The 13,727-nt window shown below is 68.5% G+C and carries 11 protein-coding genes; 6 read left to right on the top strand and 5 right to left on the bottom strand.

Annotated elements, in window-relative coordinates:
• Positions 1-9: 9 nt before the first annotated feature.
• Complete coding sequence (locus RM788_RS25485) at positions 10-1,308, bottom strand: IS4 family transposase (protein ID WP_315930309.1); 1,299 nt, start codon at positions 1,306-1,308, stop codon at positions 10-12.
• A 48-nt stretch (positions 1,309-1,356) separates the two neighbouring features.
• Positions 1,357-2,109 carry a hypothetical protein gene (locus tag RM788_RS25480; protein ID WP_315934264.1) on the bottom strand — a complete coding sequence of 251 codons (753 nt, stop codon included), beginning with the start codon at positions 2,107-2,109 and terminating at the stop codon, positions 1,357-1,359.
• A gap of 160 nt (positions 2,110-2,269) precedes the next feature.
• On the opposite strand from RM788_RS25480, the gene RM788_RS25475 reads away from it, so the two are divergent.
• From RM788_RS25475 to RM788_RS25460, 5 genes are all read left to right on the top strand, one after another.
• Positions 2,270-3,142 carry a helix-turn-helix domain-containing protein gene (locus RM788_RS25475; RefSeq protein WP_315934263.1) on the top strand — a complete coding sequence of 291 codons (873 nt, stop codon included), beginning with the start codon at positions 2,270-2,272 and terminating at the stop codon, positions 3,140-3,142.
• 305 nt (positions 3,143-3,447) lie between these two features.
• The gene (locus RM788_RS53040; RefSeq protein ID WP_399344767.1) at positions 3,448-3,672 is read left to right on the top strand and encodes a DUF397 domain-containing protein; all 225 of its coding nucleotides are present in this window, start codon (positions 3,448-3,450) and stop codon (positions 3,670-3,672) included.
• Positions 3,673-4,107: 435 nt separating this feature from the next.
• The gene (locus tag RM788_RS25470; RefSeq protein WP_315934262.1) at positions 4,108-5,091 is read left to right on the top strand and encodes a hypothetical protein; all 984 of its coding nucleotides are present in this window, start codon (positions 4,108-4,110) and stop codon (positions 5,089-5,091) included.
• Complete coding sequence (locus RM788_RS25465; RefSeq protein ID WP_315934261.1) at positions 5,091-6,761, top strand: hypothetical protein; 1,671 nt, start codon at positions 5,091-5,093, stop codon at positions 6,759-6,761. Before RM788_RS25470 ends, RM788_RS25465 begins: the two co-directional genes overlap by 1 nt.
• Positions 6,762-6,886: 125 nt before the next feature.
• A complete protein-coding gene (locus RM788_RS25460) occupies positions 6,887-8,074 on the top strand; it encodes a hypothetical protein (RefSeq protein ID WP_315934260.1) in 1,188 nt (395 codons plus the stop codon).
• 54 nt (positions 8,075-8,128) lie between these two features.
• Here RM788_RS25460 and RM788_RS25455 read toward each other — a convergent pair whose 3' ends face one another.
• The 3 genes from RM788_RS25455 to RM788_RS25445 are packed head-to-tail and all read right to left on the bottom strand — an operon-like array spanning position 8,129 to position 12,924.
• Positions 8,129-10,087, bottom strand: a complete 1,959-nt coding sequence (locus tag RM788_RS25455; RefSeq protein ID WP_315934259.1) for a glycosyltransferase — start codon at positions 10,085-10,087, stop codon at positions 8,129-8,131.
• On the bottom strand, positions 10,084-11,565 hold the full coding sequence (locus tag RM788_RS25450) for a polysaccharide pyruvyl transferase family protein (RefSeq protein WP_315934258.1): 1,482 nt from the start codon (positions 11,563-11,565) through the stop codon (positions 10,084-10,086). Before RM788_RS25450 ends, RM788_RS25455 begins: the two co-directional genes overlap by 4 nt.
• 48 nt (positions 11,566-11,613) lie before the next feature.
• The gene (locus RM788_RS25445) at positions 11,614-12,924 is read right to left on the bottom strand and encodes an alginate O-acetyltransferase AlgX-related protein (RefSeq protein WP_315934257.1); all 1,311 of its coding nucleotides are present in this window, start codon (positions 12,922-12,924) and stop codon (positions 11,614-11,616) included.
• Positions 12,925-13,298: 374 nt separating this feature from the next.
• Between RM788_RS25445 and RM788_RS25440 the strand changes: the two genes are divergently transcribed.
• The gene (locus RM788_RS25440; protein WP_315934256.1) at positions 13,299-13,673 is read left to right on the top strand and encodes a hypothetical protein; all 375 of its coding nucleotides are present in this window, start codon (positions 13,299-13,301) and stop codon (positions 13,671-13,673) included.
• Positions 13,674-13,727 lie beyond the last annotated feature (54 nt).

Raw genomic sequence — 13,727 nt, 5'->3', positions numbered from 1 at the left:
GCCCAGCACTCAGGGGGAAATGTCCGCCGTCCCGGTGGCGGAACGACGGACCAGACGCAGGACCCCGGTATAGGACAGCCGGTCCGGATCCAGATCGGCAGCCTCGGCCGCCCTGGCCATCAACGCGGTGATCGCGTGATGCACGATCAACCAGGCCCAGATCTCCTGGTGCACCAGATCCGGAAGCCGCGACCTCAGCACCCGGCCCGGCCCACGTAGATGGGTCTTGAGCTGGTCGTTCGCCGTCTCCTGCTCCCACCTCTGGTGATAGGCCGCCGCCAACTCGTCGGCACGCGCGTGGGCCGGGTCGGTGATCGTGGTCAACAACACGATCAACTCGCCCTCCCCGTTCCCGAGACGGTCGGGCACGTCGTACTCAACCACCCTGACCAGGTGCCCCTCCCGCGGATCGAGCTCCTCACCGGCCACGGCCGCGGCGATCACCCTCTCCCGACGCCCTCCACGCAGCGCCGGATCGACCACGACCGACAGGTAGGTCCCATCGGGCAGGACCCGCACGACCGGCAACCGCAGTTGGGTCGGGGCCCGCCACAACAACGCCGCACCCGTCCCCGCGGCCAGCCCCCACGCGCGGAACCCGTAGAAGTTCCGGTCCGCGGTCAGCAACTCCTCCCGCCGCAACCGCGGATAGAGCCGCCCGGCCAGGGTCTTCTCCCCGACCGCGTAGGCACCGACCTCCGCGGCCACGAACGCGTGCGTGCCGCACTCGGCCACCGCCACCACCCGCGCCTTCGGGAACGCCGACCGTTTCCCGGTAGGTCCGCCGTATCCGAACTCCGCCGCGTTGCCCGGCGTGTCAGGCACATCCACGTCGAACCCGTCGATCGCCAACACCCGCCATCCCCGCAACCACGACCCCCGGCCCCGGCCCGTCGCGATCGCCCCGGCCACCGGCGACGCGTCACCGGCCACCGGACCACAGGTCCGCTCGAAGATCTCCGGGAACACCCCGCGCCCCAACCGTTTCCTCGCCTGGGTGATCGCACTCGCGGTCGGCACGGCCCAGTCCGCGTTCCAGCATCCCCACCGGTCCAACGACCCGGTGACCCTGGTCGCGACCTCGGTGTAGTCGTCCTCGGGAAACAGGCACAGCGCCATCGTCAGATACGCCACCACATGCGGCGGCAGTTTCCCGTCCGATCGTTTCGCGCCGACACCGCACACCGCGACCGCGTCATCCACCGCGTCCCGTGACACCGCGGCCACCAGCACACCCAACGACACCTGATCCGGCGACACCACACCCGCGTCCACACCGCAGACCGTGCCGGCCCCCGACACGACCACCAGGTCACCACGCCGAACCGACAACAAGAACCCCACACAACACCATGATCAACTTAAGCTACGTGGCATTGCCCCATAGAGGCGCCATTCGTTGGGGTGCAGCACTAGGGCGACCCTGAACTCGTCCTGCGGCAGTTGCGCGAGCAGCCTGTTGACCAGTTCGGGTCTCCGCACCAGCGCGTGCACACCCCAGGTCGAGGTGATCGTGACGAGTTCCTGCCAGGGCAGCAGACCGAGGCCGCGGCGGAATTCCTCCCGCATCGGCAGGTTCGCCTTGATCCGGTCGAAAGTCGGGTCGCCGATGACGTAGCCGCGCTCGACGGCACCGCGCCCCAATCTCATCAAGGACGCACGCTGGTCTTCGTGCGACAACCCGATGACAGAGGCGATGAGCCTGCCCCACCGGGTGCGGTGCTCGTGCCGGGACAGTCCGACCGGCTCGTCCTCGCTCCTGGTCCGGCTGGGCAGGACGCGGTTGAAGCCCGCCCCGTGGGAGAAGACGAAAACCACCCCCCTGAGGCATCCCAGCCCACGGTCGATGTGGGCGGCGAGGACGAGGTCCCACCTCCTGCTGTTGGCCTCTGTCCAGGTGATCAAACGGACGTCCAGGCCTTTGAGGTACACATCGAGTCCGTCGACGAACACTGATCCCGGTTCGATCACCCAGGTGATGTTGATCCGGGTGTCCGAGTCGAACAGGGGCAGTCGGTCTCGCATGCGATCGCAGCACGTGCTGGTTCGCACGACCAGTAGGACTTCCTTCATCTCCGGCCCGCCGAAGCCCTGGCGCCGTCGACGCATCGCGACTCCGTTCGAGAGGGGAGGGAGAGCAATCCGGCTGCCGACCAGTTACGGTGTGCCAGTAAGCAAGATAGATGCTCGCTGCCTGCCACGTCCATAGCTGCCAGCCACCAGATAGCTATGTGGCACTCAGGCAGCTGGCTGCCGACAGGAGGGCAGCATGACACACGCACTCAACCCGGTGGTCCAGCAGCGACGACTGCGCGCCGAACTCCGCCGTGCACGCGACCAAGCGGGCCTCACCCAAAGGGACGTGGCTGACGCACTGGAATGGTCGCCGAGTAAAATTATTAGAATAGAAGCGGGAGCCGTCAGCATCTCGGTCACCGACCTAAAGGCTTTGTTGGATCATTACAAAGTATCCGACAAGGACAAAGTCGAACGACTACTCGCGATGTCGCGAGCAAGCAAGCAGCGATCCTGGTGGGACAAATACAAACAGCACTTGAATCCAGATTTCAGCCAATTCCTCGGCCTTGAAGCCTCCGCATCGGAAGTTCGCCAGTTTCAAATCCAGGTTATTCCTGGCCTACTTCAGACAGCGAAGTACGCCCAGGCCGTCTTCGCTTCGTACGAAACTGATCCAAGAATTTCCCAATCTCGTATCGAAGTACGCATGGAACGCCAGAAACTGCTCACCCAGAAAAACGGCCCGCAGTTCCACTTCGTACTGGACGAGTCGACATTGCATCGTCGAATCGGCGATTCAGCGGTGATGCGGGAACAACTCCTACACCTCAAAGAGGTCAGCAAACTCCCCCATGTGGACATTCGCGTCCTGCCGTTCGACGCAGGAGTGACGAAAGGAATGCAGAGCTCCTTCGTCGTACTCGACTTCCACCCCGACGACCACGACTACATCGATCAGGTGGTACAGCTGGAGCAGGTAGTGCGCGACATCCTCATCGAGAATGATCCGACAACGGCCAGCGAATACGTCGAACACTTCATGACACTGGAGTCATTGTCCCTCACCGACGAGGGACTCAATGCGACCATCGATCGCTTGTTGGCGAAACTGCCGGACAGCTAAGAAGCCGCAGTTGTGCGGTCACCCAACTGACAGGTGAGCGAAAGGCCTAAGCTGCTCTACCAATCGGCAGCACTACCACTAGGTGTGCTCACAAGAAGTAACCGAACATCGCCTCATGTAGGAGGTCGCTCCCCCGCCCGGCGGTAGAAAGGCCCAACTTTGGCGTCTTAAATTGTCTTTGGAGCGATCCGAGGCCACGGGGAGCAGAGGAGCGCGACGGACGCACGGGCAGAAGTTGCGCCTGCCTACCGTTGCAATGCTGGTTGCGCCGTATCGGGAATTTCTCCGGAACGGCGGATGACCACATGGAGGGGGCAGCGGTGGGAGAACAGGACGTCGTACCCGACTTGACCGGGGTTCCGGACGGTTCTTGGCGAAAAAGCTCTTTCAGCTCTATAGACAACTGTTTGGAAGTTGCCGCGTACAGCTGTTCCGCCCTGGTCAGGAATTCGCGGAACAAGCATGGCGAGTTCCTGAGTTTCCACCCGATCACGTGGAGGAACTTCCTGCGATCCGCATGTGACATCTGATGCTCAACGCCGACTCGCGGCGACCGCGAGTCGGCGTTGAGCCCGACATCGGCCCTGTACGGCTCCACGGCAAGTTAAACGATTGGCGCCGATACCGGCGAAGCCCGCGTCTTCTGGTCGGGCTGGTACCGCTGGTAGCAACCCTTCGCGCAGGTGGAAGCCACTGCGCGGGCCATCTCGGTGTTGATCTGCCCGAGATCTGAGCGGTCGCGGAGCCATCGCCGCCCAACACGGAGCACGCACCCGTGGTGACTAGCCGAAGTCATCCGGTGCCGGCCCATCTCACCTGCGGATTTGCTCGACCTGCTGACCTGTGTGCGGAGGGCGGACCAAGATACGCTCACGCGGCTTGGCCACTTGGTGGACTTCGTTCCCAACGGCCGCAACACGGGCCCGTCCGCGGTGTCGCGGAAAGATCGCCGAGAGGGATTTCAGATGGGCTGGCAGGAAGAGCTGAGCGCTCTGGACGAGTCGCTGGCCGCCGGGCGGATCACCCCGGACCAGCATCGGTCACGTCGCGACGAGCTACTTGCCGCGGCGTCCGGCGGAGGACCTGCCCCCATGCGGTGGCAGGCCAGCCAGCCGTCCGACCCGGAGCAGACCGGGATCATTCGGACCAACCAGTTCTCCGACCCCGAGCAGACGCAGAAGGTGCGGCCGGTCGGGTTTCCCCCGTCCCAGCAACAACAACAATTCCCCCCGCCGTGGGGCGAGCAGAGCCAGCCCCGCGGGATGCCGGGGATGCACGGGCCCGAGGTGTTCGACTCGGGTGCGGGGAAGAGTCCCAAGGTCGCTGTGTACGTGCTGATCGGCGTGCTCGCGTTCGTCGTGATCGGCGGCGGTGTGTTCTGGTTCGGCCTCAACGGCGGCATGGGCACCGACACCGCGGCCACTTCCAGCTCCGCGGCCACCTCGTCGTCGGCGTCGGCGGCGGCCGGTCCTCCGGCGGACATCGCCGCGGTGCCGGAGCCGCCCGGCAAGGCGAACGCGAAGAACGGCGAGTACACGCTGGTGAAGGCCAAGGAAGCGAAGATCCTGTCGGACAAGGACGTCAAGGCGCTCGAGGCCGCCGGGGTCGACAAGGTCTACGACAAGTCGAGCACCGACAGCGGTCTCTCCTACGCGGTGGCGGTGTACGTCGCCAAGGACGTGGACTCGGCGAAGAAGCTGGCCTCGACGCTGGTGGACAACCAGGTCGCGGCCGGTATGTCCACTGTGGAGCAGATCGACGTGCCGGAGTCGGTGTCGCTGATGAAGCTCGCGGTGTCCGACCAGTTCATGTACCGCGGCGTCTACACGTCCGGCACGGTCACGGTCCGCGTCGCCACCGCGGGCCCGAGCACGATCCCGGACCAGGACATCGCGAAGAAGTTCAACGAGTTCGTGCAGAAGGTGCTCGGAACGGTCAAGGTCGGTTGATGACCGCGGTCGACGACCAGCGGACGGAAGTCCTCCGTCCGGTGGGCCGGGTGCCGCGGGGGCCGCTCGCGCTGCTCTGGCTGCTCGTCCCCATCCCGGTCCTGCTGGCCGCGGCCGAGGCGATCCGCTCGCCGAAGATGAACTTCAACGACTACTGGGCGATCCTGGCCAGGGTCACCGAGAACGACGGCACCCTGCGCCCGTCGGGGTTGCTGACGCTGTACAACGGGCACCCGCTGACGCTGGTGGGACCGGTCTTCTGGTTGGACGCCGAGTACTTCGACGCGGCCAACCAGGTGCTCGGGCTGTTCAGCGTCGTGCTGGTGCTGGTGCTGTTCGCGACGCTGGTGACCATGCTGCCCGCCCGGCTGGCGGGCGGCGGGCGGGCGGCCGTCGCCGTCGGCCTGTCCGCCCTGCTGTTCTCGTCGAGCGCCCTCGAGTTCTTCGGCATGGGCATGAGCGGCGTGCACTGGCTGCTCGGCATCGTGCCCGCGGTGCTGGCGCTGCGGTTCGCGCAGCGCGGCAACACCGCGGTGGCCGTGCTGCTCGGCGTGGTCGGCTGCTTCGGCCACGGCGTCGCGTTCCCGATCTGGGCCTCGCTGGCGCTGATCGCCTGGCTGCGCCGCGACGAGCTGTGGCGCTTCGCGCTCCCGGTCGCCTTCGGCGTGCTCACGCTGGCGCTGTGGCTGCTGCCGTCGCGCCAGCCGGGCTACCCGTCCTCGACGCTGGTCGGCGTGGACACGGTGCTCGGCACGGCGCTGGCGATGCTCGGCCAGGTGTGGGCGGCGCGCAGCACCGACGTGGCGTTCGCGGCCGGGGCGCTGACCGTGGCGGTGTTCGCGTTCCTCTTGGTCCGCGCCGCGCCGGGGAAGGGCGCCCCGCCCGCGCGGTCCACTGTGGACGACGCGGGCTGGTTCGCGCTCGCGTTCCACGTCGTGCTGGTGGCGGCCATGGTCGGGGCGAGCCGGGCGCGGTTGGGCACCGCCGAGGGCCTTGGTCCGCGCTACGCGATGGTGGCCCTGCTCGGCGCCTGTGCTTTGCTGGTGCTGCTGGTGCTGCGCGGGCCCCGGCTCGCGCGGCTGCACGTCGTGCCGCTCGCGCTGACCGCGGCCGTGCTGACGTTCGCGGTGGGCAGCGCGCAGGCGACGGCGGTCCGGGAGAACTACCCCCGGCAGCCGATGCTCGCGGTGGCCATGCGGGTCGACGCGCGCGGGGTGATCGACTCGGTCAACTGGAGCACGAAGGTCCTGCCGGTGCTGCGCTCGATGAAGGCCTACCCGTTCTCCGACGACTTCACGCTGGGGTGCGGGCGGTACGAACTGGGTTCGGTGGTGGACATGAGCCGCGTCGAGGAGCTGCCGGGTCCCTCGGGCGTCTCCAGGACGGCGGGCGCGGTGGAGACCGGGCCGGTCGTGGGCGACAGCAGGATCGCGGGCTGGGCCGTCCTCGACGGGGAGGCCGCGGACTGCGTCCTGGTGGTCGACGGCAACAGCACGGTGGTCGGCGGCGGCGCGGTGGACGTGCCCCGCGCGGATGTGGCGAGCAACACTCGCGGCACCGGACGCGGGGGCTGGAACGCCGTCGCGCGACCGGGAGTCGAAGATGGAGTGGTACTCGTGGGATCAGAAGATCAGCTCTACCGGGTCGGTTTGGTGATCAAGGCCGGTTGACGGCTTCGCGGCCAATTGAGACCGGCTGCCGACACCAACATGATTGCGATGTAGGGCATTCGATGTGAGTAGCAGGACGGGCTCGGTAACAATGGCCTCTGCTATCGCTACGTGGAAGGGGCCAGATGTCCTGGCAAGAGGACCTGCAACAGCTCGATCGAGCGCTGGCAGCAGGGCAGATCTCCGCGGACGACTACCGTCTTCGCCGCGACGAAGTCCTTGCCACCGCCGCGCAAGCACTACCCGGCGGGGCCCCTCAGCAGCAGCAACCGCCGCAGCCGCCTCCCGGCCCGTTCCCGCCCCCGTTCCGGTGGGGGCAGGCGGAGCCGTCGGAGGCGACCCAGGTCGTGCAGCCGGGTGACGCCGAGAAGACCCAGGTCGTGCGGCCGGGCGGCACCCCGGCGCAGCCCGCGCAGCCGCAGTCGGCGAACCCGGACTCCGAGAAGACCCAGTTCGTGCGCCCGGTCCAGTCCAACGACAGCGAGCGCACCCAGGTCGTGCCCACCGGGACGCCCAGCGGCGGCTTCCCGGCGCAGATCTTCCCGCAGCAGCCGCCCGCTCCCGCGTGGCAGGACGCGTCGGCCCCGCCGTGGGGGTCGTCGGACGGGTCGGACGGCAACGTCTGGTCGAACGTCCAGGGCCCCGAGGTGTTCAGCGACAGCGACAGCGGTGGTGGCAAGGGCAAGATCATCGCCATCGTCGTCGTGGTGCTGCTGCTCGTGGGCGGCGGTGTCGGCGCGTACTTCATCTGGGGTCCCGGCAAGGGCGAGAACACCGCCGCGCCCACCAGCTCGTCCTCCGCGCCGCCGACGTCGAGCACCCCGCCGTCCCCGCCTCCGGTGCGCAAGACGCCGGACGGGCCGTTCGTCGAGGTGCAGGGCAAGACGAACCAGTTCAAGACGCTGGACATCGCCGACGCGCTGGTGGCGAAGGTGCCGACGTTCGAGGAGGCGCAGCTGCTCCAGCAGTCCGGCGTGACCGACGTGCGGTTCGCGGTCGGCCAGGACGACGCGGTCAAGCTGTCGCAGGGGATCTGGGCGTTCAAGACCAACAACCCGGCCGCGACGCTGACCGCGGTCGAGAACCTGTACCAGTCCGCGCAGTTCGAGCTGCTGCCGACGAGCGCGAAGAACGTGCCCGTCCGGCACCTGGGGCTCTCCGCGTTCAACACGACCGCGACCTACCGCGCGCACTACATCAGCAAGGAGTTCGTGGTGCGCGTCGAGGCGTACGGGGCGGACGAGGCCGCGGTGAAGACCGCGTTCGACGCCCTGCTCAAGCGCCAGCTGGACAAGTTCCCGGCCACGAGCTGACCCGTCCGTCGAAGCGGCGCCCCACCCGGTCCGGGAGGAGCGCCGCTTCCGCGTTCACGGGCTGGGGACGATGCCGCAGTCGGCGAGGACCTCGTCGATCTCGTTGCGGAACGCCGCGCGGGAGAACCAGTTCCGCGCGATCTCCAGCAGTTCCTGCTGCACGTCGGTCCACAGCGCGTCGTCGGACAGCAGCGCGCTGGTCAGCTCGACCATCTCCGCGTTCGACTCGCCGACGAGGTGCTTCACCAACCCGCCCAGGCGCAGGCCCTCCGCGCCGACCGGGGTCGTCACGAACGGCAGCCCGGCGGCCATCGAGTCGAGGAACTTCAGCTTGATCCCCGCGCCGAGGCGCATCGGCACGACCTGCACCCGCAGCCGCCCGAGCCACCACGCCGGGTTCGGCACGCGGCCGACGACGTCGATCAGGTCGGACCCCAGCGCCCGCACCGAGGGCGTCGGGTCGGCGCCGACGACGGCCAGCCTGAGGCCGGGGTGCTTGCGCCACAACGCGGGCAGCACGTCGTCGGCCAGTTCCAGCACGGCGACCTCGTTCGGGCTGCCCGCGCCCGCCATGAACCCGCCGAAGAACGCGATCCCGTCGCGCTCGCCGAGTCCGGGCACCTGGTCGGCGATGTCCACCGGGTAGCCCGCGACCCTGATCGACGCCTCGGGCGCGATCTCGGCCGCCCACTCGGCTTCCAACTCCGTCACGCACACGCCGACGTCGGCCCAGCGGAACGCGGCCTCCTCGACCTCGCGCTGCTCGTCGGCCTCGCGGCGCAGCCTGGCCCGCTCCGCCGGGGTCTTCGCCGCCTCGACGTACTGCTCGGCACGGCGGAAGAACAGCGACTCCGAGTCGTAGACCTTGACCGCCTGCGGCTGGCTCTCGGCCAGCGCCTCGGCGATCCACGAGTAGTTGTGCGGCCGCATGACGATCACGACGTCGTACAGCCCGGCGCGTTCGCGCATCACCTGGAACGGGTTCGCGTGCTGCCACACGACCTCCACGCCCAGTTCCAGCAGCGCGGGCGCGTACGCCTCGGCCCGCAGGATGTCCCTGGCGAGGAACGTGATCCTGCGGTCGGGCGCGGCCAGCGTCTCCAGGAGCCGCTGCGTGCGCGGGTCGCCGCTGCCGCGGTCCGCGTTCGGCACCCGGTCGTCCACGACCAGGATCCTGGCGTCGGCCAGGATGTCGCGGGCGTAGTAGAACGTGTGCGAGCCCTTGTCCGGGGCGGGCAGCGAGGGCCGTCCGGCCAGCGCGGCACCCCAGCGGCGCAGGAACGTGCTGCGGTTGAGCTCCATCAGGCTCTTGGCCGTCGAGCCGTCCGACGAGCCGTGCCGCTGGTGCACCACGGTGCTGCGCGGGTCGACCACCGTGTCCCAGCCCGCCCGCCGCAGCAGGAACGCCAGGTCGACGTCCTCGAAGTAGGCGGTGTCGTACTCGGTGGAGAACCCGCCGACGGCGTTGAACGCCCGCCGCCGCACCAGCAGGCACGCGGCCGACGCGTAGTCCACGGCGTGCGGGAACAGCGCGTCCTGGTTCACCAGCGGAGCCCCGTCGCCCCACGCGCGGCACCAGCCGTCCGCGCCGACGACGGACCCGTACTCCTGGATCGCGCCGGTCTGGTCGCGCATGACCGGCGCGACCGCGGCCACGTTCTCCTGGGTGTCGAGCACGTCCAGCAGCGGTTCGAGCCAGCCGGGGCCAACCTCGACGTCCGCGTTGAGGAACAGCACGTACGGCGCGCGGGCGTCGACCACCCCGAGGTTGCAGCCCGAGCCGAAGCCGATGTTGCGGCCGACGACGTGGCCGCGGGCGCCGCGCATGTGCTCGGCGACCCACCGGTCCGTGCCGTCCTCCGAACCGCTGTCCACCACGATGACCTCGTGCGGCACCGGCGTGTGCTCGGAAACCAGGTAGAGGCAGGCGTTCAGCATGGAACGACCGCCGTAGGACACCAGCACGATCGAGACTCTCGGGGGGACCTCGGCGTCGTAAGCCGTGTCGGTCACGAGCCGGACCTCCGGATCCGGCCGTAGACCGAGCGCAGCGGCTGGCTCCACCGGATCAGCTTCGTGTTCTGCAGGGCTTGCAGCTCCTTGCTGTCGTGCTGGTACCGGTTGTTGATCTCGTCGACGGCGGCGTTCCACCGCGCGCTCAGCTGGTCCAGCTCGTCGCGCGTCTCCTCGACCCGGTCGACGAGCACCCGGCGTTCCGCGATCTGCCGCTTGCGCAGCTGCTGGTTCGCCTGGCGCAGCAGGGTGTTCTGCCGCGTGAGGTCCGCGATCCTGGCCGCCGCGTCACCGCCGCGCTCCTGCCACGACCGCATGGCCAGCTCGGCGATCCGGTCGAAGTGCGCGTCCACCCTGGCCTGGAGGCCGCGCAGGCGTTCCGGGTCGGGCTCGCGGCCGAAAGCCGCCCTGATGGCGTTGGCGAGGGTGTCCTCGTCGGTGCCGCGCTGGTCGGGGTGGCCCATCGTCTCGGCGAGGGCGCGGAGCTTGCTCTGGTCGGACAGGTCCAGGACCACCCACGGCTTGCCGTAGACGAACGCGGCGATGTTGGCGTGGAAGCTCATCGCGACCACACCCGCCGAACCCCGGATCGCCGCGAGGATGTCCTCCGGCGGCTGACCGCCGGGCAGCCGGTACACGGTGCGGGTGGGCAGCTTCTGCTGGAGCGCGTCGGCGAACAGGTCGTCGCCGTGGCACGGGCCGGTCTCCATCAGCACGATGTCGCCGACGATGCCCTCGTCCAGCGCCCAGTCGAGCACCTTCGCGATCCCGGCGACCTGGTGCACCGCGGACCGGTTGGCCTGCACGATCATCGCGGGCCGGTCGTTGGGGAACCAGCCCATGAACTTGAGGTACCGCAGGCGCTCGTCGAGCACCTCGGGGGTGACCAGCCGGTCCAGCAGGAACCCGAGGTCCGGCACCAGGGCGACCTCGCCCTCGACGCCGCACGCGCGCAGGCGTTCCAGGGACAGCTCGTCGCGCACGGCGGTGTACTCGCGGCGCGACACCGCGTCCTTGATCATCCCGGCCTTCTCGGCGTCCGGCACGAACGGGACGCCGACCGCGTTCCAGACCACCGGGTGGTCCTTCTCGTAGTCGCCGAGCCCGTCCACGAAGAACCGGCTGGGCGCGCGGCCCGCCAGCACCTGCGGGGTCGTGTGGTACGCCCCGGCCAGCAGCTCGTCCTGGAAGTGGACGATCTCGCCGCCGCCGATGAGCGTCAGGTCGGCCGACTCGGCCAACTGCTCCACGCGGACCGGGGACCAGTCGCCGAGCGCCTCGGCGATGAACCCCCCGTCCATCCGACAGGGGTGTTCGGCGCCGAAGGGGGAAAAGGGGCGCACTCGCCAGCCGTCGAGGCGGCGGGTGATCTCCTGCTCGGTGACCCGCGGGAAGAGGTGGTCCCCGAAGTTGTCGAGATCGAAGGTCCCCCACACCGCGACCGTGCCGACCGGCCGAGAGGTGTCACGACTGCTCATCACCGGACAACTGTATCCGGACGGGTGAACGGCACTCGCGGTTTCGGCCTAGCGCGGCTTCTTGGCCAGTTCTTCGCCGATCGCGGCGATGACCTCGGGTTCCAGCAGCGGGTTCACGCCCCCGACCAGCGACCTCTCGGCCGCCTCGACGACCACGACGTCCTGGTCGGCGAGCATCGCCCCGGTGCGGTGCGGGTCCGGCGGGACGAAGTCGCTGTTCTGGAGCGTGATGTCGGAGAACCCGGCGACGACGTACTGGTGCACGTAGAAGGTGAACGAGTCGCCGAGCAGGCCGACCTTGGCGTCGACGACGCCCTTGGACGGGTCCTGGGTGACGTGGCGGGGTTCGGCGAAGCTGCCCTCGACCTCGCGGCTGCGGACGTCGACGCCGTCGGGCGCCAGCCGGTAGGACTGGAGGACGACGTTCTTGCGCTGGCCGAGGAGCGAGGCCAGGTCGCCGGGGACCTGGACGACCTTGCCCTGCGTGCTGCGCCAGGTGACCGAGACGCCCGGTTCGACCTGCTCGGCGATGGCGCGGGAGTAGACGAGGCCGCCGTCGAACGTCCAGTGCGTGTCGAGCTTGGAGTAGACCGGGCCCTTGATGCGGTCCGCCGCCGACTGGAGGCCGGGCCGCAGGTCGACGGCGCCGGTCTCGGGGACCACGCGCTTCCAGAACTCGTCGCGGGCCTTGGCCGCGCAGTCCGCGCCGAAGTACCCCGGCGGCAGGTGCTCGGGCACCATCGTCGTCTTGTTCGGCGCGACCAGGAACACGAACTTGCGGCCGGAGGACTCGACGGCCTGGCGCAGTTGGTTGACGCGCTGGAACACGTCGTCGAGCGGCAGCTCCGGCTCGCACGCGCCCTTCACGTCGAACCCGAAGTACAGCCAGCCGTCGCTGCCCTCGACGACGTCCTGGTACTCCGAGGGCGGCGTCGGGGCCGGGCTGTCCTGCTCGGGCGCGATGACCGGGCCGACCTCGCTCTTCTGCTCCTTCTTGAACTGCGGCGGCTCGCCGAACACACCGCGGCTGATCGCGTCCTCGGCCGCCACGGCCTTGTCGCGCAGCGGCAGGTGGTCGGTCGCCCACCGGTCCAGGCCGGTGAACAGGCCGAAGCCGTCGGTGACCGACGGGAAGCCTGCCAGCTTCCGGTTCTCGAACTCGGGCGCGCGCACGCCGACGACCAGCAAGAACATCGGGACGCAGAAGAAGATGAGGGCGGCCACGCGGGACGAGGTCTGGCGGACGCCGTGCCGCGGCCGGTGCAGCGGGTGCTCCTTGGGCAGCCACGACTCGGGCAGCGGGGGTAGGCCGGGACCGCTCCCCGGTGGCGTGGGCGAATCGAGCCGGTTGGCGGTCACCGGACCAGGGTATCCAGGCACGCCGTAGCGGGTCGGTGAGATCTGCAACCCCGCATGGCGGATGGACGTCTATGTGGATGGGTCACGCCCAACCAGGGCCCCCAGGATTAGACGGAGGCCGCCATGTGGTTGCATGTGACTCTGGTCACCTTGGCAAGTGTCGCATTCCTGACACGCACCATTCGGGTGCTCCGGGCCGTACCCAGGAGAACGACAACTGAAGAAAAGGGCACGCTGGTGCCAACAACCCCGATTGAGACGTAGTTCGGCATCCACAGGTCTATGTCTTATTCCCGCGGTTGCCGTACGATCCATTCCAGTTGATGTAGGAACGGTCTACGCCTGACCGGGGACCTCACAGAGGTAGGTGCGTCATGGATCTCGCACTGAGCAAGGTCATCGAGTTGCGCGAAAGCGGCTTCCAGTTCCTGCACCTGCGGGACGGCGACGGCGAACTCGACCGGATCATGGCGTTCAAGCAGCGAAGAGGCTTCGTCGACTCCATCCTGTTCTGGTCGGAGACCGAGGCGCGCGCAGGCCGTCTACCTGCGGTTAGGGACAGCAGCAGGCCTCCGCAGGCGGTGTGGATCTACGAGGGCCAACTGGTCGAGGCCGTCGAGCGGCTGCTCAACCTCCCCGAGCCCGGAGCCCGCAACGCGCCGTCGCTGATGAAGAGCACGGCATCGGATCTCGCCGTGGTGACAACGTTGCCGTTCAGGTTGAACCTGCCGCCCGGCGCTATCGCTTAGTGCGCATTCGGTCGCGCTCCGTTAATAGGCGTGACCAATACGACCAATACAGCG

Source organism: Umezawaea sp. Da 62-37 (assembly GCF_032460545.1).
In the GTDB taxonomy this organism is placed as follows: Bacteria; Actinomycetota; Actinomycetes; order Mycobacteriales; family Pseudonocardiaceae; genus Umezawaea.
Note: the sequence above shows the minus strand (reverse complement) of the source record. Positions and strands in the feature narration are given on the sequence as shown.

Coding starts and splice junctions, on each gene's coding strand:
- RM788_RS25480 (WP_315934264.1), bottom strand. CDS start 2,109: ATGCGTCGACGGCGCCAGGGCTTCGGCGGGCCGGAGATGAAGGAAGTC.
- RM788_RS25475 (WP_315934263.1), top strand. CDS start 2,270: ATGACACACGCACTCAACCCGGTGGTCCAGCAGCGACGACTGCGCGCC.
- RM788_RS53040 (WP_399344767.1), top strand. CDS start 3,448: ATGGAGGGGGCAGCGGTGGGAGAACAGGACGTCGTACCCGACTTGACC.
- RM788_RS25470 (WP_315934262.1), top strand. CDS start 4,108: ATGGGCTGGCAGGAAGAGCTGAGCGCTCTGGACGAGTCGCTGGCCGCC.
- RM788_RS25465 (WP_315934261.1), top strand. CDS start 5,091: ATGACCGCGGTCGACGACCAGCGGACGGAAGTCCTCCGTCCGGTGGGC.
- RM788_RS25460 (WP_315934260.1), top strand. CDS start 6,887: ATGTCCTGGCAAGAGGACCTGCAACAGCTCGATCGAGCGCTGGCAGCA.
- RM788_RS25450 (WP_315934258.1), bottom strand. CDS start 11,565: ATGAGCAGTCGTGACACCTCTCGGCCGGTCGGCACGGTCGCGGTGTGG.
- RM788_RS25440 (WP_315934256.1), top strand. CDS start 13,299: ATGGATCTCGCACTGAGCAAGGTCATCGAGTTGCGCGAAAGCGGCTTC.